General features: G+C 37.3%; 17 protein-coding genes. 6 read left to right on the top strand and 11 right to left on the bottom strand.

The window, feature by feature from the left end:
• The first annotated feature begins 177 nt into the window (after positions 1–177).
• The 4 genes from AC4D4A_RS12125 to cydC are packed head-to-tail and all read left to right on the top strand — an operon-like array spanning position 178 to position 6,092.
• Positions 178–1,569 (top strand): cytochrome ubiquinol oxidase subunit I, encoded by a 1,392-nt coding sequence (locus AC4D4A_RS12125; RefSeq protein ID WP_490996142.1) that lies wholly within the window; start codon positions 178–180, stop codon positions 1,567–1,569.
• Positions 1,566–2,576 (top strand): cytochrome d ubiquinol oxidase subunit II, encoded by a 1,011-nt coding sequence (gene cydB / locus AC4D4A_RS12120; protein WP_490996141.1) that lies wholly within the window; start codon positions 1,566–1,568, stop codon positions 2,574–2,576. Before AC4D4A_RS12125 ends, cydB begins: the two co-directional genes overlap by 4 nt.
• A 2-nt stretch (positions 2,577–2,578) precedes the next feature.
• Positions 2,579–4,318, top strand: a complete 1,740-nt coding sequence (gene cydD, locus AC4D4A_RS12115; RefSeq protein WP_490996323.1) for a thiol reductant ABC exporter subunit CydD — start codon at positions 2,579–2,581, stop codon at positions 4,316–4,318.
• A complete protein-coding gene (gene cydC / locus AC4D4A_RS12110) occupies positions 4,311–6,092 on the top strand; it encodes a thiol reductant ABC exporter subunit CydC (protein ID WP_490996140.1) in 1,782 nt (593 codons plus the stop codon). Before cydD ends, cydC begins: the two co-directional genes overlap by 8 nt.
• Positions 6,093–6,136: 44 nt before the next feature.
• Here cydC and AC4D4A_RS12105 read toward each other — a convergent pair whose 3' ends face one another.
• The gene (locus tag AC4D4A_RS12105) at positions 6,137–7,111 is read right to left on the bottom strand and encodes a cation diffusion facilitator family transporter (RefSeq protein ID WP_490996139.1); all 975 of its coding nucleotides are present in this window, start codon (positions 7,109–7,111) and stop codon (positions 6,137–6,139) included.
• A 357-nt stretch (positions 7,112–7,468) separates the two neighbouring features.
• Between AC4D4A_RS12105 and AC4D4A_RS12100 the strand changes: the two genes are divergently transcribed.
• Both AC4D4A_RS12100 and AC4D4A_RS12095 read left to right on the top strand, forming a co-directional pair.
• Positions 7,469–7,897, top strand: coding sequence for a MarR family winged helix-turn-helix transcriptional regulator (locus AC4D4A_RS12100; protein WP_490996138.1), 429 nt, complete (start codon positions 7,469–7,471; stop codon positions 7,895–7,897).
• 14 nt (positions 7,898–7,911) lie between these two features.
• Entirely contained in the window at positions 7,912–9,105 is a 1,194-nt protein-coding gene (locus AC4D4A_RS12095; protein ID WP_490996137.1) for an MFS transporter, read from the top strand.
• A 469-nt stretch (positions 9,106–9,574) separates the two neighbouring features.
• Here the strand turns inward: AC4D4A_RS12095 and AC4D4A_RS12090 are convergent, their stop codons facing one another.
• From AC4D4A_RS12090 to AC4D4A_RS12045, 10 genes are all read right to left on the bottom strand, one after another.
• Complete coding sequence (locus tag AC4D4A_RS12090; protein ID WP_490996136.1) at positions 9,575–10,597, bottom strand: LacI family DNA-binding transcriptional regulator; 1,023 nt, start codon at positions 10,595–10,597, stop codon at positions 9,575–9,577.
• A gap of 26 nt (positions 10,598–10,623) precedes the next feature.
• Positions 10,624–11,439, bottom strand: coding sequence for a carbohydrate ABC transporter permease (locus AC4D4A_RS12085; RefSeq protein WP_490996135.1), 816 nt, complete (start codon positions 11,437–11,439; stop codon positions 10,624–10,626).
• A complete protein-coding gene (locus tag AC4D4A_RS12080) occupies positions 11,439–12,299 on the bottom strand; it encodes a carbohydrate ABC transporter permease (RefSeq protein ID WP_490996134.1) in 861 nt (286 codons plus the stop codon). Before AC4D4A_RS12080 ends, AC4D4A_RS12085 begins: the two co-directional genes overlap by 1 nt.
• 118 nt (positions 12,300–12,417) lie before the next feature.
• Positions 12,418–13,707, bottom strand: coding sequence for an ABC transporter substrate-binding protein (locus AC4D4A_RS12075; protein ID WP_490996133.1), 1,290 nt, complete (start codon positions 13,705–13,707; stop codon positions 12,418–12,420).
• A gap of 387 nt (positions 13,708–14,094) precedes the next feature.
• A complete protein-coding gene (locus AC4D4A_RS12070) occupies positions 14,095–14,250 on the bottom strand; it encodes a hypothetical protein (protein WP_490996132.1) in 156 nt (51 codons plus the stop codon).
• Between the two features lie 8 nt (positions 14,251–14,258).
• On the bottom strand, positions 14,259–15,176 hold the full coding sequence (locus AC4D4A_RS12065; protein ID WP_490996131.1) for a hypothetical protein: 918 nt from the start codon (positions 15,174–15,176) through the stop codon (positions 14,259–14,261).
• Between the two features lie 405 nt (positions 15,177–15,581).
• Positions 15,582–16,835, bottom strand: coding sequence for a S8 family peptidase (locus AC4D4A_RS12060; protein WP_490996130.1), 1,254 nt, complete (start codon positions 16,833–16,835; stop codon positions 15,582–15,584).
• A 471-nt stretch (positions 16,836–17,306) separates the two neighbouring features.
• A complete protein-coding gene (locus AC4D4A_RS12055) occupies positions 17,307–18,533 on the bottom strand; it encodes a helix-turn-helix domain-containing protein (protein WP_490996129.1) in 1,227 nt (408 codons plus the stop codon).
• Between the two features lie 735 nt (positions 18,534–19,268).
• Complete coding sequence (locus tag AC4D4A_RS12050) at positions 19,269–20,750, bottom strand: nicotinate phosphoribosyltransferase (protein WP_490996128.1); 1,482 nt, start codon at positions 20,748–20,750, stop codon at positions 19,269–19,271.
• Between the two features lie 17 nt (positions 20,751–20,767).
• Positions 20,768–21,313 carry a cysteine hydrolase family protein gene (locus AC4D4A_RS12045; RefSeq protein WP_490996127.1) on the bottom strand — a complete coding sequence of 182 codons (546 nt, stop codon included), beginning with the start codon at positions 21,311–21,313 and terminating at the stop codon, positions 20,768–20,770.
• Positions 21,314–21,364 lie beyond the last annotated feature (51 nt).

Below are 21,364 nucleotides of genomic sequence, written 5' to 3'. Positions count from 1 at the left end.
TATATACATAGGGATAACCTACCAAACAATTTAAACTATTTAAGCCAACTCTTCATTCACGCAAAAATAATTAGTTACTTTTATAATAGAGGTGACAGCACTTTATAAATGATTTTTTTTTCGTCTGTTTTGTGAATGAATGAACAATGCATAAGAATTGAAAGGTGTGACAAGTAAATGGAAGTATTAGATCTCGCCCGTTTTCAGTATGCAGCAACTACTATTTATCACTTCTTCTTTGTACCACTATCCATTGGATTGGTATTTTTAGTTGCTATTATGGAAACATTGTATTTTTTTAAGAAAAAAGAAATTTATTTGGACATGGCAAAGTTTTGGGGAAATATCTTTCTCATATCATTTGCTGTCGGAGTAGTTACAGGAATTATCCAAGAATTCCAGTTTGGAATGAACTGGTCAGAATACTCCCGCTTTGTCGGAGATGTATTTGGTGTTCCATTGGCTATTGAAGCCTTACTGGCTTTCTTTTTAGAATCCACATTCATTGGTGTATGGATGTTTGGACGTGACCGATTGCCAAGATGGGTGCACTTACTATCCATATGGCTTGTATCGATTGGTACAATTTTTTCTGCCTTGTTTATTCTCGCTGCGAATTCTTTTATGCAGGAACCCGTTGGGATTGCAGTGGAGAATGGAAAAGCAGTACTAAAAGATTTCGGGGCTTTTATCACAAATCCTCAGCTGCTTGTTGAATTTCCTCATACTGTCTTTGGAGCTTTTGCTACTGGAGCATTCGTAGTCGGGGGTATCAGCGCATTTAAAATACTGAAAAAACAAAACATAGAGATCTTTAAGAAATCATTTACAATTGCAATGATTGTAGCAATGATTTCAGGACTGGGAATCGCCTTTACTGGTCACTGGCAGGCACAGCATTTAATGTCCTCACAGCCTATGAAAATGGCAGCGAGTGAGGGTCTATGGGAAGATAGCGGTGACCCGGCTAGCTGGTCGCTAATCGCTAATATTGATGAAGAAAATCGTGAAAACAAATGGTCTATTGAAATCCCTTATGCCTTAAGTATCTTAGCCTATAACAGTTTTGAGGGATCTGTAGAGGGAATGAATACACTCCAGGAGAAATACACGGAGCTTTATGGTGAGGGAGATTATATTCCACCCGTTGAAGCTGTATATTGGAGCTTCCGCATTATGGTAATTGCCGGGGTAATAATAATGGGATTAGCAGCATTGGGGCTGTTATTCTTAAAGAAAAATATCCTAGTGAATCAATCACTCTATTTAAAAGCTATGGTTGGCGCAATTGCCCTTCCATTTATGGCCAATACAGCAGGTTGGATTATGACTGAAATCGGTCGTCAGCCTTGGACAGTCTTTGGTTTATATACGACAGCACAATCTGTTTCTCCAAATGTAACAGCAGGAGAGCTTTTAACATCAATCATTGTATTTTTAGGAGCCTATACCATTCTTGCTTTCGTATTAATCACTCTGATTGTGAAAGAAATCAAAAAGGGTCCATATCATACAAACGATACAAAACCAGATGTAGATTTATTTGACAAGGAGGCCTTTGGAGCATGAGTTTAAATGAGTTATGGTTTATCCTTGTAGCAGTATTATTTGTTGGTTTCTTTGTTTTAGAAGGATTTGACTTTGGTGTTGGAATGTCAACTCGTTTTCTCGCACGTAATCAAAAAGAGCGGAATCAGTTGGTTTCTACCATCGGGCCTTTCTGGGATGCAAATGAAGTATGGTTGATTACTGCAGGCGGTGCTATTTTTGCGGCATTCCCTGAATGGTACGCAACCATGTTCAGTGGGTACTATCTACCATTTGTTTTATTCCTGTTGGCCTTAATTGTACGAGGAGTTGCTTTTGAATTCAGACATAAAGTCCATGAAAAGTGGATCAGTTTCTGGGATTGGATGATATTTGTCGGCAGTATCATTCCTGCATTTGTGCTGGGTGTACTATTCACCAGCCTTGTACGCGGTATGCCAATTGATGCATCTAAAAATATGTATGCAGGCTTTGGAGATTATTTTGATCTCTACTCAATTGTTGGCGGAATTGCGATGATTGTGTTATGCCTTGTGCATGGTTTAACATTCATCGGCATTCGGACAGAGGGACAGATTCGTGATCGTGCACGTTCTTTAGTATCAAAAATATATTTAATTCTATTAGCAGGTCTGATAGTTTTCGCTGTACTAACCTATACAATGACTGACTTATTTGAAGTACGGCCGCTCGCTATACCATTATTCCTGGTCGGTGCAGTAGTAACAACCGTATTAGGTTATGTATTCTCAGCAAAAAAAAGGGAAGCTTTAGCCTTCACTATGACGGCTTTAACTATGCTATTTACTGTTACGATGTTATTTGTTGGTCTGTTCCCAAGAGTAATGGTCAGTTCAATTAGTTCCGAATATAACTTAACTATTTTGAATGCTTCCAGTGGACCATATACCCTTAAGGTGATGACCATCGTAGCATTAATATTACTTCCCTTCGTTCTTGGCTATCAAATATGGAGCTATTATGTATTCAGAAAGCGTATTTCTGATAAGGAACCGGTGAGTCATTAATGATAAACAAAGAGATTTTATCTATAAAAGGAATAAAGAGCACCATGACATTCCTATTCGTGATTTCTTTAGTACAGGGGATTGCCATTATTATTCAGGCCATCTATCTTGCTGAAGGAATTACAAACTTATTTAATGGGGAAAAGCTGTCTGAACAGCTTATCCCCTTCCTTTTATTCGTATTAGCTTTTTTGGGGCGACACCTTTTGACTTTTATTCGTGATAAATGGATGGATCGCTTTGCCTCCGAATCAGGTACAGCGATGCGAAAAGAATTATTGAAGAAATTATTTGAATTGGGCCCGCGATTCACCCAATCTGAAGGAACAGGCAGCTTAGTAACGATGGCTTTGGAAGGTGTTTCCCAGGTTGAAACGTATTTAAAACTGTTCTTGCCCAAGATGATGAGTATGTTCCTGATTCCTCTCTTAATTGTTGGGTATATACTGACGCTTGATTTGACTTCTGCGGGAATTGTAATCATTGTACTCCCTATTCTTTTATTCTTTATGGCTATGCTTGGTATTGCAGCAAAACGTAAGGCTGATAAACAATATGAATCCTATCAGGTCCTTTCCAACCATTTTGTTGATTCCTTACGAGGTTTGGAAACTTTACGACTTCTGGGCTTAAGTAAAAAGTACGATCGAAATATCCAAAACATAAGTGAACGTTACCGAAAAGCAACGATGGGGACATTGCGAATTGCTTTCCTTTCAACATTCGCGCTCGATTTCTTCACCTCCCTTTCAGTCGCTATTGTCGCCTTATTCCTGGGTGTTCGGCTTATGGAGGGTGCAATTTTATTAGGACCGGCACTTACGGTATTAATCCTTGCTCCTGAATACTTTTTACCGATTCGGGATTTCGGAACAGATTACCACGCTACTTTAGACGGAAAAAACAGTATGTCTGCTATTCAACGGATTATTAATTGGCCGCTTGATCTAAAACAAAAACAAAATACAACATTCTCTACTTGGTCAAATCAGGATTCCTTAACCATTAGCAACTTGACAGTCCAACACATGGAATCCAATCAATCCGCTCTGAATGACCTATCATTTTCATGGAAGGGATACGGCAAAATCGGTATTATTGGTGCAAGCGGTGCCGGAAAATCTACCTTAATTGATGTGCTTGGCGGATTTTTAAACCCTACCTCATGCACGGTCACTATTAACGATCAGTCCTATTCCTCTTTTAAAGAAATGAGTTGGCAGGATCAATTACTATATATTCCGCAGCATCCTTATCTATTTAATGATACTGTGCGAAACAATATTACATTTTACACTCCAACTGCCAGTGAAGAGGAAATTCAGTTGGCTATTGATCGAGCAGGATTAAGAGAAGTTGTTAATTCCCTACCAAATGGATTAGATGAACAAATTGGAGAAAGCGGCCGTATGCTGAGCGGCGGTCAGGAACAACGAGTTGCTTTAGCACGGGCATTCCTTGATAAAAATAGAAAAATTCTCTTATTTGATGAGCCAACTGCTCACCTTGATATAGAGACGGAATATGAATTAAAGCAAAATATCGTTCCTTTATTTGACGATCATCTTGTATTCTTTGCGACTCATCGACTTCATTGGATGACAGATATGGACCAAATCATTGTTTTAGATCAAGGACGTATCGTTGAAATCGGAAGTCATGATGAGCTATTAAAAAAAGAAGGCCATTATTATCAATTAATGAAAGAACACTTAGGGGGAAATGAGGTGCACCATGGCTAAGAAAAAAGACTATATATCCATTCTCAATAACTCTTGGGTTGGTCCTTATTTATCCCAAAATAAGTGGCTCTTAACTATCGTAATCGTACTTGGTATTGGCACGTTCTTTAGCGCAGGTGCTTTAATGTTTACATCTGGCTATTTAATATCTAAATCTGCCACTTTACCAGAAAACATCCTCCTTGTGTATGTACCGATTGTCCTGGTAAGACTGTTTGGAGTATCAAGGCCAGCCTTTCGTTATGCTGAACGCTTAAGCAGCCATAGCCTTGTTTTAAAAATACTATCGAGTATGCGTGTCCGTTTATATCAGGCACTTGAACCGGATGCTTTAGATTTCAAATCCCGATATAAAACCGGTGATTTGCTTGGTGTAATGGCTGATGATATTGAGCATCTTCAAGATTTATATATTAAAACAATCTTTCCATCTATCATTAGCATCGGTTTATATATGTTAATTGTGCTGGCTCTAGGATTCTTTTCTATTCCTTTTGCGCTTTTAATGTTTCTATTGTTATTCGTCCTGATTATTTTGTTCCCTCTCATATCACTATTAGTGACGAGAGCAAGACATGCACAAATGAAAAATGCAAGAAATGGACTATATCAATCCCTGACAGATGCTGTTATGGGAATTGGTGATTGGATGATTAGTGGCAGGCAGTCCGATTTTATCGAACGTTATGAAAAAGATGAAAAAAAGGTTGATGTACTTGAAGCGAAGATCAATCAATTTCAACGAAAACGTAATTTTCTTTTTCAAGCTGTCATATTGGTTATTACTGTGGCACTTGCCTGCTGGATTACCTTACAGGTGGAAGCCGGACAATTCTCTCCTATTTGGATTGCAGCTTTTATTCTAGTAGTGTTCCCATTAATCGATGCTTTTGCCCCATTATCCGATGCTGTTAGCCAGGTCTCCAGTTATAAAAGTTCATTGGAGCGAATGAACGGCTTACAGGAAGCAAAAGAATTAACGGGATTAAAAAGCGATGAAAACACAAGTGGATTTGATGATTTGAAGGCACAACCTGCATTGCCTATCACCTTTGATCAGATTAGTTTTTCTTATTCTTCTACGGATGAAAAGGTATTGAAGAATTTAAACTTTGCCATACAGCCTGGCGAAAAAATTGCGATGCTGGGTAAAAGCGGAGCTGGGAAAAGTACAATCGTAAAGCTTTTATTAGGTGCATATAAACCTCATCAAGGAAAAATCAGTATAGGAGATAAAGATATTTCTCTTTTAGATTCTCAAATTACAAGCTACATTTCTGTACTGCATCAGAAACCACATTTATTTGATACTACCGTTATGAATAATATACGGCTGGGCAATCCAAATGCCAGCGATGAAGAGGTATATGAAGCTGCTAAATTAGTTAGGATGCATGATTATATAGAATCTCTTCCAAAGGGGTATCAAACGCGTATGCATGAATTGGGAGGACGTTTTTCAGGCGGAGAACGACAGCGTATTGCGCTTGCGAGAATACTTTTACAAAAAAATCCGATAGTTATTCTAGATGAACCAACTGTCGGTCTTGATTCGCAAACCGAACGCAGCCTCCTTGAAACCATATTTAAGACGTTAAACGGTAAAACAATTATTTGGATTACCCATCACTTAATGGGTGTGGAAAAAATGGATAGAGTTCTGTTTCTTCAAGACGGGGAAATCAGTATGAACGGTTCTCATAAAGAACTTCTTCAAACAGTGCCCCATTATTCAAAACTCTATAAATTGGATATGCCACAACTAAATAAGTAAAACAAAAGCGCTTGAGACGATAGTCGTCACCAGGCGCTTTGTTTTTATTCTGCCGACAATTTCTCAGCTTGACTCCAATTTACCAGTCCATCATCTTCATCGAATTCAATCATGACATCCACAACGCCTTTTTCCGCTAAGATTTGTTTTTTCAGACGATCTTTAATATCGTCCATATCGGCAACCGTTAAAGACGGATCAATTTCAACACAGACTTCCACATGGAAATCCTCGCCTTCTTTAATTACGACTACCTTCTGTACATCCTTGATATCTTTATCAAGAAGAACCAGATCGCCAATATATTGCTCCATCAGTTCATCAGCTTCACCAAGGGCACCGGCTGCATTGTCAAGGAATACTTTACCCACTACAAACAACATCATCATTCCGATAAGAATGGAGGCAATTCCTTCAGCAGCATGCAGATTCGTTAAATGTGAAATGACAATCGCAATCATCGCTAAAACCCCACCTGAAGTAGCAACTAGGTCTTCCAAAAACACTAGTCTTGTTGCAGGCTTCGCTTTACCAAAATAGCTGAAGCTTTTATATAGGAAGGACAAGCCTTTCGCTTCCACTCCGACTTCATGCATAATTTCCTTCATTGCTTTTACTAAAACAAAAACTTCTAGAATTAAACTGATGCCTAAAACACCGATACTCACCCAAAAATAACTGGATTCACCGGGGTGCATAATATGCATATATCCTTCTTTTATCGTTTCATAAGACATGATTCCTACTATTAATACCGCTCCTAAAAGAACCAGATTTACTAAGCGGCCAAATCCATTTGGAAAACGTTCTGTCGGTGCTTTTTTACTTAAAGCTGACCCGATAAACACAAAGAATTGGTTAGCTGAATCTCCCAAACTATGAAGCGTCTCCGCGAATAATGCCACATTACCAGTAAACATATAAGCTGCACCCTTCATAATAGATATCACTAAGTTAACGATTGCTGCTGTAATTGCACTTGTATTTCCTTTTTTTAGTAACTGAAATAATTCACCCATAGACCCTACTCCTTCAATTCAAATTAGATACATGCAGATAGAAAAACTGGATATGTAAAGATTAGGCAAGCCTCTGTAATGAAAACTAGTAAGCTATTCCATTACTACGAGGATTTAAAATAGCATAAAACATTGTGGATCACACTTCATTAAAAACCTCTGTTACGTTTTTTTCTTCACCTCCTGATCATTTATCTGCTGACCTCAATTACCTCATCATTTTATTCCCCATCTCTAGTGTATTTACACTAAATTTGAAGAAACAATCTAAATGAATTTATTGATGCTTTTTACTGGATTTGTCATCAACACAGGCGTATAGTTACCTAGGTAACTATTTTTGAGGTGGTGGTACACTTGTCTATTTCCGGGCACCAGTATTTTTTTCATCAATATTTACAGACAGCTCGATTATTTACAAAACGATTGAATGATCAATTAGCCAAGCATAACCTATACCATTCACAATGGGCGATTATTTATTATTTAAAGCACTATGGACCTTCCACCCTCGTGGATATTAGTAATTATTTGAATGTGGAAAAGCCCACTATTACTAGAACCGTTTCCAGACTGCAAGAGCGGGATATTATCGAGCAAATTCCAAGTGATAATAAGCGGGAAAAAAGAATTCAATTAACAGAGGCAGGAAGTCAAATTTATATCACCTGCATACACCATGTCAGTGAATTTGAAGAAAAAGTAATGTCAAGTGTATCAGAGGATGAACTAAAAATCATGATGAAGATCCTTGGCACAATGCAGAATCAATTACAGCATGAATAAGGATGTGACTATAAATGGAGAAACCAAGACTTTGGACAAAAAACTTCCTATTAATCTCTTCAGCGAATTTATTTATCTTTTTAACATTTTATAGCTTAATGGTTACCTTAACACTTTATACAATTACTACTTTTCATACGAGCCAAAGTATAGCTGGGCTCGCTTCAAGTATATTTGTTATCGGGGCTGTGCTAGTAAGGCCTATTGCTGGCAAAAGAATTGCCCTGGTCGGAGCAAAAAAAATGCTTACGATCAGTCTAGCCTTATTTTTAGCAGCAACTATTCTCTATTTCATGACTTCAAGTCTAGCACTCTTACTAATCGTTCGATTAATCCATGGTATTTCATTTGGTTTTGCGTCAACCGCTACAGGAACACTTGTGGCCGAAATATTGCCTTCATCCAGAAGAGGGGAAGGGATGGGATATTTCGCAATGAGTACAAACCTGGCTATGGCCATTGGACCGTTTCTAGGCTTAATGATCAGCAATTCCTTTTCTTATACAATTGTCTTTTCGGTTGCCGTTGTCTTTGCTTCGTTAAGTTTTATTGCCACTCTTTTCTTGAATAATCCAAAGATGCAATATACAGCTGAGCAAGTCGAATCAATGAAAGGTCATAAAATAAGTGATTACTTTGAGCTGGCCGCACTGCCAATTGCTATTACAGCTGGAGTCATTGGATTTACATATTCGAGTATATTATCTTATTTAACTTCCTATTCTCAGGAGCTTAATTTAGTATCGACAGCAGGCTTCTTCTTTGTCATGTATTCTATTTGTCTAATACTGACACGGCCATTTACGGGAAAATGGTTCGATATATACGGTGAAAATACAGTAATCTATCCCTCTCTAATTTTGTACACAATCGGGTTAATCGTTTTAAGTCAGACAAGCCACAGTATTACATTGCTTTTAGCAGGCGCTATAATCGGTGTAGGGCTTGGCACTTTCCAATCCAGTGCACAAACTGTAGCAATCAAAATGGCATCTCCCCACCGGATTGGGCTCGCCACCTCCACATTCTTTGTCATGTATGACATTGGGATTGGTATCGGACCATTTGTTCAGGGATTTTATATCCCGGTTTCCGGTTATAGCGGGCTTTATTTAACAATGGCTGTTATCTCATTTATAGGCATAGGCCTTTATTATGTAGCTCATGGTAAAAAAGCTACCCAAGCTTCAAGAGTTACTCAATATTAATTGAAAAAGGATCGATTCAGCTTGTTCATAGCTTGCTTGAATCGATTTTTTCTATAAATGATGTTTTAACCATTCATTTGTATTCATTCCTGTCTTTTACATGCTTATTTCAATAAAAAAAAGCTCAAAAAAACCATTTATTAGCCAAACAGATAAGAAATTATCTTAGTCTACAGCTTTCCCTGAATATAATTGAGCATTTTCCATAATAATTGCGCGAAAATGAAGATGAATTGAGCAATTTTTAAATATATGAGCGAAAACAGTACTTAATTGAGCGATTTAGGAATATTTCAGCGAATTTATTTATAATTGAGCGATTTCCTCTTTCCATAATTTTTTAGTTATATAGCACTCTTTCTCCCTAACTATAAAAATAGGACACACGCCTAACGTAATGTATTTTTTTATCCCCATAAAAAAGCTGTCCAATCAGTTACTCGGATGAATGATTGGACAGCTTTATAATTCACTTTATGTTTCTGCAAGATTCCCGTTCAATAAATTGAATTGGAACCGTCACTCTCTTTGGAAATGTATTTGGATCCTTTATTTTTTCAATTAAACTGTTCGTTGCTTCGACACCAAGGCGTGATATATGTATTTCTATTGATGTCAGTGGCGGTCTCGAGTGCTGAGAAAGAATTTGATTATTAAAGCCGATAATGGAAAGGTCTCTTGGAACATGGATATTGAGTTTTTCCAAATAACTTAAAATTTCATATCCAGTCAAATCATCCTGCGCAATGATAGCGGTTGGCATAGACTTAGAATGAATTAGATTTGCTAGTGATTCAAAACCCTTATTATTAAATTGATGTTCGTCAATCAGATAATCCCTGCAAAATGGTAGTCCACTCTCTTCCAACGCCTCCCTGTATCCTTTCAAACGATCAATCGTAACAGCAAAGTTTTCATTTCCTCCAATAAATGCAATATTCTTGTGTCCCATTTCTATCAAATACTTTGTAACATCTTTAGCAACTGTCACATTGTCATTATCCACATAGGTAATACTTTTTTCATGCATCAAAGGTCTTCCAATTACGGTAAATGGGAAATTAACTTGCTTTAAAAACTCAATCACTTTATCATTTTTACGTGAATACAAGAGTATTAACCCGTCTACCCTTTTTCCTTGAACCATAGAAACAACTTCTTCATAGATACCTTCTTCGGTATAACTGGTTGATAAATACAAACCATATTTTTGTTCATTCGCACTTCGGCTAATGCCACGTAGAACGACTGAGAAGAAAGGATTTTTAAATGCTTGATAGGCAGTGTCAGGCATAATTACTCCTATAGCCTGTGTACTTTTACCAGCTAAGCTTTGAGCCTGAAAATTAGGGGTATACCCCATCCGATTCATGATTTCCCGGACTCTCCGTTTTGTTTGAAGACTGATATGCGGGCTATCCTTTAGGACTCTTGACACAGTTGACGGTGCTACATTCGCTTCTCGAGCAACGTCTTTAATTGTTACATCCATCAGAGCCACCCCTCAATTCGTAAATCCTATTTCACTGCACCCTCAGCTACACCTTTAATAATTTGTTTTTGTGCAAAGAAATAGCCAATGATGACAGGAATAATGGCTAAAGTTAACCCGGCTAGAGCAAGATGCCATTGTTTTGTATATTCCCCAAAGAAGAAGAACATTTTCAATGGAAGAGTCTGCATTCCTTCTTGGTTGATGACAAGGGACGGCAATAGATAGTCATTCCAAATCCAGATCGTATTTAAAATACCGACTGTAATAGAAATTGGTTTTAGCATTGGGAAGATAATATGCCAGAAGATTTGCCATTTGTTGGCTCCATCTATGGTAGCCGCTTCATCAAGCGACTGGGATATACTTTTTAATGTTCCATGATACAGGAAGATCGACAAGCTGCAGCCAAAGCCAATATACATAAAGATTAAGCCAGCACGATTCAGCATTTCAAACTTTCCAAATACCGTAATTAGCGGAACCATAACGGATTGGAAAGGAATCAGCATCGCCGCTACGAAAATAAAGAATAAAAATGTACTCATCTTACTTTTATTCCTCGACAGGGCATATGCAGCCATCGAGGAAAAGATAATAATCAACCCTACACTTACAACTGTAATTAACACTGAATTAAATAAAGTTGTAAGGAAATCTAATTGTTCAAATGCTTCCACATAATTATCAAAATTAAGTGCTTCCGGAAGGCTTAAAACATCTGTAAACATTTCCTTCTTTGTTTTAAACGAGTTGACAATCATGATATAAAATGGAGAGAGCCAAATTATGGCCAGGATAAGCCCGACTATTTCCAATGGCCAGTTATGCTTTTTACGCATTACAATTCAACCTCCCTTTTCTTGTTGATGTACACTTGTGTCAAGCTGATTGATGCGACAATTAAGAAGAAAATAACCGCTTTTGCAGAGGCATATGCCATATCACTCTCACTAAAGGCAGTCTGGAATATTTCCATGGCGACCATTTGGGTAGAGTTATAAGGTCCACCAGCTGTTAGGCTTAAGTTTTGATCATATAATTTAAACGTATTGGACAGCGTCAAGAACATACTAACGGTAAATGCCGGTGCTACGAGCGGGAATATGATTGCGCGTAGTTTTTGAAAATAGTTCGCTCCATCAATCTCGGCAGCTTCAGTTAATTCTTCTGGAACGCCTTCAAGATAAGAGATATAGATAATCATGATATACCCGGCCATTTGCCAGCTCATCAGGATGACTAATCCCCAGAATCCAGTATTTGTAGTCGACAACCAGCCTTGTAAACCTTCATAACCAAGGGCCACACCAACTGCGTCAAATGCTTTGGTGAAAATAAACTGCCAAATGAAACCTAAAATCAGTCCACCAATCAAGTTTGGCATAAAGAAGATTGTACGTAAGAAATTATTTGATTTTATCTTTGAAGTCACAATTAAAGCTAACACTAAACCAATCACATTAATTAAAATAATCGATACAATTGAAAACTTAACTGTGAACCACAAAGCATCCATGAATTCTTTTTCTTGGAATATATCAATATAGTTTTGGAAACCTACAAAAGCCGTTATTTGAATTCCATTCCAATCCGTAAATGAATAGAAAATCCCAAGTCCAAGCGGTACAAGAACCACCAGAAATAGCGATACCAGAACCGGTGCAAGAAATAACCAGTAGGAAAAACTGCGAGTACGCATCATTACCCCTCCAAAATTGTGACGATATTTACGACCTTATCCAATATCTATGTATTGAGCAAAACAAAGTAGTCCAACACTAACTACTTTGTTTCGCCGTTTAATCCCTTAAGGAATCTTATCGAGATTCCGTCCAGGATTTTTGTGATTCTTTAATTAATTCATCCCATGTCATTTCATCACTTAAATATTTTTGGATGTTAACACCCAATTTATTTTCACCCCAACCAGTTGGATAGCCCATGAATACCCAGCCAATTGTTTTTCCTTCAGTCGCATACTCATATACTTCTTTTGAGATTGGATCGGAAATTTTACTAGAATCATATCCTTCATAAGCTGGAATGAAGCTGAAATCCTCCAACACAGTCTTTTTACCTTCTTCAGATGTATATAGCCAATCCAAGAAGTCTTTGGAAGCTTCAATCACTTTTTCATCCATGTTGCTGTTTACTCCCCAGTACATTGGAATGCCAACTGGAAGGGAATCTTCTTTATACCCTTCTACAGGTATTGGAAGTATACCAACTTTATCTTGTGCAAACTTTTCATCAATACCAGCGATAGAGCCATATACCCAGTTACCTTGTTGAATCATAGCTACTTTACCAAGCGAGAAGTTTTCTTCTACTTGTTGTGAGTAATCAAGACTTACAGTTGGTTGAATAGAATATTTATTGGACAAATCAATATATGCTTTATATTGATCGCCATATTTAAAATCAACCTTGTCAGAATTGTAGGCATTCATAATATTTTCATCAAATTCTGGAGAGATAAAGACATTGGAAGCATGCAGCCCTGTAATCCATTTTTCTTTTCCTGGCAATGCAAATACTTCCTTAATACCAAGGTCAGATTTTTTACTGTCAATCGTTTCAACCGCTTCTTCAAGCGCTTTCATTGTTTTAATTTCTTCAGCTTTAATTCCAGCTTTTTCAAAGATCTCTTTGTTATAAAGCAATCCGTATCCTTCTTGGTTATATGGAAGGCCAAGTACTTTACCATCTGCAGAAACACCATCGAGAGTCCCATCTAATGCTACTTTGGATGCCTCAGTATCGGATAAATCAGCTAATTTATCCTTCCAATCCTCAACATCCTGTGGTCCTCCGACATTGTAAATAGCAGGTTCCTTACCAGATGCAAATTTTGATTTCAAAGCTGCACCGTAATCTTCGCCGCCTCCAACTGTAGTAATATTAATTTCTACATCTGGATTTTCTTTTTCATATTTTTCAGCAACATCTTCAAATTGATCTTTAAACTCTACCTTAAACTGAAATACATCGATTGTGACTTTGTCTTTACTTTCAGATGAGGAGCTATCTGATGAACATCCCGTTAAGATAGCTGCTGCCAATAGCGAAGCTGATAAAGCACCTGCATACCATTTTTTACGTTTCATTCTTTTACCCTCTCTTCTCTCTATAAAATTTGATTGATGTAAACGTTTTCTATACTATGTAAGTGATCAAGAACCTTATTCTTGCAAACTACTAATTATTCCAGATTACGAAAACGTTTGCACAAACCTTTCTTTTCCAATTTACCATAAGAATATATACATCACAAACATTTATTGCAACTTTTTTAATATTTAACCAAATACACTTTATCAAAAAGTCAAAAAAAATTCACTTGTTGTGCAAACGGTTTCTTATATTACTAGTATTTATGAATGTGAACTTTCGTTTTTTTAACCAGATATGAAAGTTTCATCCACACTATTTGGTCTCTTATTTCTCCAAAAAAAATAGACCATCCAGTCAATATGATTATTGATCTGAACCGACTATTTTTTAAATTTCTTTTTCTCGATTGCATAACCATATTCGGCTATCGGCTTTATTTCAATAACTGTACACTCCTTAGTGATACTCAACATTTTTGGCGATTGTCTATATTTTTCAGCACGATATTTGGCTTTGTCCATAATATAATCAGTCAATCCGATACTCACCTCTCCATAATTTCACAATCAGTTCCATAAAAATGACCACAGGCTGCTTTCTTTTCAATCCAGATGGCATATTCTATATTTTCCAGACGATCAGATAAGGCATGATGAAGTATATACATGCATTGCTGGTCAATAGCATCAAACTCATGAGTATAACTCCAGAGAACCGTTACAAGGACGGTGTCAAAATGCCGATACGTATAAATCAGGGAATTTTTTGATGGTCCATATACAGTCGTTTGTTTATTCTTTATACAAGGCTTATCTTTATCTGCTGATATATAAGCCTGGTGTTTCCATTCTTCCGGTAAAGCCTGCCACTCATATACCCCCCAATTAATTCCTATCCTAACCTGCTCCCAGTATTCCTCCGCCATTATTTCCAGATAGAAAGCCAGTGCCTCTTTATAATCTGCCCAGCCGGCTTGTTCATTATAGAAACGGTAGAGACTCATTTTATTGTTTTCGGCATAGATATTAGAAATGATTTTTAATCGTGCATATTGAAAAATTTCGACAGGGACTTGTTCCTCCGAAGGATCTTCATCCTCCAGCTCTATCTCAAACTGAAATAATCTGAAGCTCTTTAAACTCCTCGTTGCTAAAGGTACAAATAGAAATAGTAGTATCCAAATAATCAGCAACAATAATCCTCTACCCATAATCCGATTTGCATCCGATGTTACAATATTGGTCATCAATGCTACGAACCAACCTTTATCAAGGTTAGACAATTCCGTTACCATGAGCAGCTGTATCGGATTTATCAAAACTTCATGATATGCCATCACTAAACTTGCCAATGTCCAGCCGGCAATACTAACTAACCCCAATTGATAAAAATATAGCATTCCTTTCTTGGCTATCGAGCGAAATAACTCTACGCATCCTTTCATTCGAAACCATTTTTTCATCATCATCAATTCCTTTATAAGGATTTTACTAATGGCAACTACCTAAACCGGGATAGTAATGAATAATTAAATAGTGTAATTGATTCTCTGTATCTGATAGATCAGTCGGCTTTCGGACTCAGTTGGCTGGTTTTCCGTTCAATTCGGCTGGATTCTTCTATTTATCAGTAGTTTATACTTGTTTTGGGCTGATTTCAGCTCCGCATCAGTAGATTTTCCCCTGCTTAAGATGAATTCCCCACAAGTTTGTTGTTTTGCTTCATTCTATTTATACTTTCATCTGCCAGCACCTCCTTAGTTTTACAGATTCATTAAATTCCAGATCAGATTACACCATTCTCTAAAGGATTTCCCTTATCAATCAGCCTCCCAAAAATCGGGAGGCTAATTCGTAAGTTACAATTATTATTGTACTCTCGCAAACCCAAAACCGGATGCATAATCATCACCTGTAGCGGCTCCATATCCACCTTTAATATCAACTAACTTCGCACGTCTTTGTAATTCAGCGCGCAGCTGTGTATGAGAGTATCCTGTATTGGAAGCCCATATTTTTGCTGCCAATCCGGATACGTGTGGTGTTGCCATTGAGGTTCCACTGATTGTATTATATCCACCCGTATGCCAGGTAGATTCTACTGCAGAACCTGGAGCAGAAATTTCAACATCCTTTAAGCCAATTACATAATCACCATCTGTGGATGGGTTACCTCTAGAGGAATAGTTAGCGACACGGTATGTTCCATTTTGCTGAACATTTTCAAGAGCTGCTACAGCTACTACATTCGCTAAAGCCCCCGGATATCCGATTGTATTGGCAGAATATCCGCTATTACCAGCCGCCGCGATTATTAGAACACCTTTTCCATAAGCATATGTTACAGCACTGCTAATAAGAGAGTTATTAGAGCTAGAACCAAGTGACATTGAAATAATTACTTTTGAACCTGTAGAGGAAGCTTGGTCTGCCGCATGTCTGATTGCTGCTGCTATATCATCTGAATAACCGGATCCATCGTCACCTAAAACTTTGTAGGCCCATACTTTGGATTGAGGGGCAACACCATATACGCCAGTTCCATTACCAGCCACAGTTCCGGCTACATGGGTACCATGACCATTCCCATCAGCACAGGAGCCATTCACAACCGTGCTGCTTGTTTGAGTGAAATCCTTACATTGTTCGATATTGGATGAAAGACTCGCATGCGTTTTTAACACGCCTGTGTCTAAAACTGCTACTTTAATTCCACTGCCGCCTGAGGTAGAAGTAAGAGAGCTATTATTATAGATTGCTTTAATTCCCCATGGCACTCGGGTTGTAGGTGCAGAAGTAGCTTTTTGTATAGCGGTAGCAGCAATTTTAAATTCAGGTACTTTTTCTACTTCGATATTTTTATTTTCCAATAGTTTTTGATATTCTTTTTCAGAAACATCTGTCGTAAATCCTTGATTGCTGAAGTCTCGGTGTGTCCCCATATTTTTCTTTACTTTTGTTTTTTCTGACTGAGATCCTTGAATCAGAACACGATAGGTTTTCTCCGAGCTTACATCTTTTTCCTTTACAGTCGACCTCTCCTCAGCATTTGTTCCTGAGCCAAAAGATAAAGCCATTGATACACTTAGGACAACTCCAGCAAATATCTTCCTTTTTTTCATCTTTCAGTCTCCTCTCTTTTTTTGAATTTTCTGTGAACTTTTCTTGTTGTATCGTTATTATAGTGGCTATTTTTTTCTTTGAACACGGAACAAATTGACTATTAATTCAGAATTATTATTTTCTATTTTGTCAAATAAAAAAACTTTCCCAAGTTATCAGATTAGTTTTTGTGACAAATTACTATATTTTTTGCGCTTTTTCTTACCTATCGACATTTTCCCATCCTATTTGCGACCTATTTGGCGGTTAACCCAAACGGGTGTTTGTACCTAGTGAAATTATATTTTCCCAATAAAATTTATGTAAAATTTAGATAATTTTATAATCCGCTAATTTAATTGTGAAAAAATGAAAACAAAAAAGAACTGATTGAATGGACAATCAGTCCTTTTGACCCTCTCTAAAATGACACCATTTATACGATTGGCGGCAAAATGGGAGCTTTTCTTTTCATCTATTCTCCTCCTTAACTAGTAGTCTGTATAAATATATTGCAAGGCCTTCTGAAACTTTCCTGATTTCTTATAATAATCAGCCAGAATTTTACTAACACTGCGTATATCATTATAATGAGATTCCCCATTATATAGATAAGGAAGGGTGTACTCTTCTAAATAGCTAATCGCTCTTTCTTCTTCTCCCTGAATCATATATAAATAATAATTTGGCAGCATTTGATATATTTTAGACCCGGTTTCATGAGCTTTCTTCTTTAAGTGATGTAAATACTCTTTTGCCTGTTCCCATTCTCCCAAATAATAAGAGATTTCTGCCAAAGCATAAAGGCTCACCATAGAAGATTGGGCATTCTCCGCTTCACAATTTACAGCTTTATAATAATAGTCTCTTGCTTCACTCAGCTCTCCTTTTTTCTGCTTTAAATAACCAATATTATGATAGGCAATCGATAAAGTTGCCGATTCATTTAGAATCTCAGCATTTCTTTTCACATGTTTATAGCACTCTGCTGCCACCTCATAAATACCTGTATCAGTATAACTAATGCCAAGAATCACAAGCGTATGCATAATTCGCTTTATATTATATTGGGTAGTAAAGGCATTTAGTGCCTCGTTAGCATAAAAGATAGCATGCCCGTGCTGTTCCATGTGACATTTAGCAAGTGCCAGATGGTAATATACATCCGCAGAAACACTCATCCCATCCCTGCTTGCAGAAACTAATTCCTCTAAAATTTCATTGGCCTGTCTGTACTTATTTTGGATGAGCAGACAAATAGCGTGATAATAATGAAGCAAATATAGCTCCTGATAATTTAAATTCTTCTTATGTTTATCGAGCCATTTATAATGTTGAATGGCTTTTTTAGTATCCTTAATAAATAATAAGTATCTCATTTTATACAATTCATATAAAAATAGATGTGGTGTATAGGCAATGAAATCTACCAAATCATCTAACTTCCGATCAATCTCTTTTGCCTCTTCAATCTGAAAATAATTGATGCATTCAATCCATTCATCCAGCAATCTTTTCACCGTATTATTTTGTTCATAAACATTCGTTAAATCTGCTCCTAAACGTTGTAATAATAAATGAATCGTTTGATCATTTGCTTCCTTTTCATTATGTTCTATCTTACTTAGATGAGGTACAGAACATATGCCTTCGACCAGCTCACTTTGAGTTAATCCCTGCTTAGTCCGATAATATTTAATCAGCGAACCTACTTTCATGCACCCACCCTCTTCCATATGTTTCCAATATTATATATTTAAAAGTCAAGTTCTAACATACATCCTGAAACCTATTTTTATAATTTTCGTTCCCTATTTTTCATCATTTACCGACACACAGGCTGATATTAGTGGCGATTTTAGTCAGTAAAAATAAAAGAGGCTGGGACATAACTTATAAACGATCTTGAAAAGATGAACAATATCTAATTTATCGACTTTGTTGCTTATTAAAGAGCTAAGTTGGAAAAAAAGTCCGTTCCATTGCGCTACAGCCACTCACTTTCCGCGGGGAGGAAGCTGAGCCTCCTCAGCTACGCCTGCGGGGTCTCAGCCTTTCCTCTATTTCCCGCAGGAGTCGGTGGCTTCCGCTCCATTCCACTAAGTTTAATAATGGTATACAGAAGTAACCAATCTATTGAAAACAAATAAAAATCCGGACTATTAGGCGAAATATTTATTAAAATATCACCTAATAGTTCGGATTTATCATTGACTGAAATACTTATGTCCCAGCCTACATTAAATATTTCTTAGCCACATTCATTCTTTTTCAGCATGGTTCTCCATTTGTGTAATCTTCTCCCTTTAATTCTTACTTGTTCTAAATCAATCGGAAGGATATAACGATACTAACGAAATAATTGTCTCCTTCCCGAAGTATAAGCGCTCCCTTCCTAAAATTTATTTTGAAAGCAAAAATCCACCTTGTCTATTGGCAAGGTGGATTACTGATTATCTCCAGTTTTTCACTTCAGCTTCTGTTTTTCTCACGTGTTCCATTATTTCCTGAATACGAACCCGTTTATTTTCCCAGCATTTTGGACTTAAATCAACCGGGTATTTTTCCGGATTAAGGAACCGTTTATATTCATCCCAAAGCAAGTCCAGGTTATCCTTGGCAAACTGCTGAATAACCGTCAAGTCTGGGGTTTTATACACTAATTGTCCATCCACAAAGATGTTTTCATGCAGTGGTATTGCATCAAAATTTGTTACTTCCTTGCTAATGAAGGTATGTACAGGATGGAACATAGTCAATATTTTCTCAGAAGCAGGATTTTCATATTCGAGTGTAATATAATCCCCTTCTGATTTATTTGTTTCTTTATTAATAATCCGATACACATTCTTCATTCCAGGAGTAGTCACTTTTTCAGGATTTGCACTGATTTTGATCGTATCAACCATATCACCATTTTCATCTTCAATGCTGACCATTTTATATACAGCTCCTAAGGCTGGCTGGTCATAGGCCGTAATCAGTTTGGTTCCGACACCCCACATATCAATTTTGGCGCCCTGTGCTTTCAGGTTCAGGATTGTTGCTTCATCTAAGTCATTGGAAGCTGTAATTAACGTATCTGTAAAGCCTGCTTCATCAAGCATTTTGCGCGCTTTTTTAGACAAGTAAGCTAAATCCCCGCTATCCAAACGAATGGCTTTGAATTTAATTTTATCGCCCATTTCCTTCGCTACTCGTATGGCAGTTGGCACACCTGATTTTAATGTATCAAAGGTATCAACAAGAAAGGTGCAATCATAATGTGATTCTGCATATTTACGGAAGGCTGTGTATTCATCCCGATAAGCCTGAACAAGCGCGTGCGCATGAGTTCCTACTACCGGAATGCCGAATTTCTTGCCGGCTCTGACATTACTGCTTGCCTGAAATCCTCCGATATAAGCGGCTCTTGTTCCCCAAATAGCTGCTTCAGTTTCCTGTGCTCTCCTTGTACCGAATTCAAACAGGGATTCACCACCAGTTACTACACTCAGACGTGATGCTTTTGTTGCAATAAGAGTTTGGTAATTAATAATATTCAATATTGCTGTTTCAACCAGCTGAGCTTCTGCAAGCGGAGCCTCAATTCGCATTAATGGCTCATTTTCGAAAACGAGCTCGCCTTCTTTCATGCTTCTGATGGTCCCTGTAAAACGCAGTTCTTTTAAATATTCAAGGAATGCTTCGTCATACTTAAGCTCTTCCCTTAAATATTGAATATCACTTTCCGTAAATTTTAAGTCTTTAATATATGTAATCACTCGTTCAAGTCCGGCAAATATTGCGTAACCGTTCTTAAATGGGTTACGCCTGAAATACACATCAAATACCGCTTTTTTATTATGGATTCCATCATTAAAATAGGTTTCCATCATATTAATTTGGTATAGGTCTGTATGTAAAGCAAAGCTGTCGTCCGGATAATGTGTCATCAAACTTCCTCCTTCAATTACAAAACACTGGCTCCCAATGTATTTTCAAAATGGGATAAAGCCCACTCATGACCTGCTTCATTAAAGCTCGCCACTCCATTTTTATGTACAACTATTTTAAACCCTTTATTATAAGCATCCACTGCTGTATGCAAAATACAGATATCTGTACAAACTCCGACTAAATGTAATTCCGTGATTCCACGTTCACGCAATTTAATTTCCAAATCAGTACCAGCAAAGGCTGAGTATCGTGTTTTATCAATCCATAGCAGGTTCTCTTGTCCAATATTAGTATTATACACATTTTGAAGATTTCCAAATAATAAACGCCCTTCGGTACCACGTATATTATGCGGTGGGAATAATTTGCTTTCAGGGTGGAATGGATCATTCTCATCGTGCACATCAATAGCAAATACAACAAAATCTTTGTCCTCAATGAATCTTTTTGTTAAAGAAACAATGTACTCTTCAATTTCCTGTCCAGGTTTACCGCATGTTAATTTGCCATCATCTGCTACAAAGTCATTTGTATAATCTATATTGATTAAAGCTTTCATCTCTCCACTCCCCTATCCAATTTTCCATCAAATCCGCTTATCATACGTATA

Source organism: Pradoshia sp. Z5_111 (genome assembly GCF_058267535.1).
Note: the sequence above shows the minus strand (reverse complement) of the source record. Positions and strands in the feature narration are given on the sequence as shown.

Bases quoted from the DNA above. Each gene is read 5' to 3' on its own strand.
- AC4D4A_RS12125 (WP_490996142.1), top strand. From the start codon at position 178: ATGGAAGTATTAGATCTCGCCCGTTTTCAGTATGCAGCAACTACTATT.
- cydB (WP_490996141.1), top strand. From the start codon at position 1,566: ATGAGTTTAAATGAGTTATGGTTTATCCTTGTAGCAGTATTATTTGTT.
- cydC (WP_490996140.1), top strand. From the start codon at position 4,311: ATGGCTAAGAAAAAAGACTATATATCCATTCTCAATAACTCTTGGGTT.
- AC4D4A_RS12105 (WP_490996139.1), bottom strand. From the start codon at position 7,111: ATGGGTGAATTATTTCAGTTACTAAAAAAAGGAAATACAAGTGCAATT.
- AC4D4A_RS12095 (WP_490996137.1), top strand. From the start codon at position 7,912: ATGGAGAAACCAAGACTTTGGACAAAAAACTTCCTATTAATCTCTTCA.
- AC4D4A_RS12090 (WP_490996136.1), bottom strand. From the start codon at position 10,597: ATGGATGTAACAATTAAAGACGTTGCTCGAGAAGCGAATGTAGCACCG.
- AC4D4A_RS12085 (WP_490996135.1), bottom strand. From the start codon at position 11,439: ATGCGTAAAAAGCATAACTGGCCATTGGAAATAGTCGGGCTTATCCTG.
- AC4D4A_RS12080 (WP_490996134.1), bottom strand. From the start codon at position 12,299: ATGCGTACTCGCAGTTTTTCCTACTGGTTATTTCTTGCACCGGTTCTG.
- AC4D4A_RS12075 (WP_490996133.1), bottom strand. From the start codon at position 13,707: ATGAAACGTAAAAAATGGTATGCAGGTGCTTTATCAGCTTCGCTATTG.
- AC4D4A_RS12065 (WP_490996131.1), bottom strand. From the start codon at position 15,176: ATGAAAAAATGGTTTCGAATGAAAGGATGCGTAGAGTTATTTCGCTCG.
- AC4D4A_RS12060 (WP_490996130.1), bottom strand. From the start codon at position 16,835: ATGAAAAAAAGGAAGATATTTGCTGGAGTTGTCCTAAGTGTATCAATG.
- AC4D4A_RS12055 (WP_490996129.1), bottom strand. From the start codon at position 18,533: ATGAAAGTAGGTTCGCTGATTAAATATTATCGGACTAAGCAGGGATTA.
- AC4D4A_RS12050 (WP_490996128.1), bottom strand. From the start codon at position 20,750: ATGACACATTATCCGGACGACAGCTTTGCTTTACATACAGACCTATAC.
- AC4D4A_RS12045 (WP_490996127.1), bottom strand. From the start codon at position 21,313: ATGAAAGCTTTAATCAATATAGATTATACAAATGACTTTGTAGCAGAT.